The sequence below is a fragment of the Brucella tritici genome, assembly GCF_902825325.1.
In the GTDB taxonomy this organism is placed as follows: domain Bacteria; phylum Pseudomonadota; class Alphaproteobacteria; order Rhizobiales; family Rhizobiaceae; genus Brucella.
The window spans coordinates 1-345 of record NZ_CADEAR010000089.1 but is presented as its reverse complement, the minus strand read 5'-3'; the positions used below and the strand labels follow the sequence as shown (position 1 = coordinate 345).

The window sequence follows — 345 nt, the reverse complement described above, 5'->3', positions numbered from 1 at the left end:
GAGCCCGGCGCGGGTAAGCGCGGGGAGGGGCGTACTGCCTGTCAGAGCACTTGCGTTGAACCACGATATGAACTGATACATTTCCTCCGGTACCTGCGCTGATGGCGGCGCCTCGAAATGAATTGTCGGACGGTCCAACTGGCCAGAGACGATCTGCATAGCGTCGGAATGGCTGCGATAAGCACCTATACTTTCCAGATGCCGACTGCCTGCCATCAACATGGTATGCCACCGAAACAAAGTGGCGTCATCAAGCGGCAGGGCATATGTGCCATAAACGTCGACCGTCATTTCCGCGATCCCGTGTTCACGCGGTTGCACCGAACGCCGGTCCGTGTCCAGGCC

At 58.6% G+C, this 345-nt stretch carries 1 pseudogene; it reads right to left on the bottom strand.

The features are described from left to right. Window positions 1-345, bottom strand: a pseudogene (locus tag HWX93_RS22795) (Fic family protein); the annotation flags it as partial.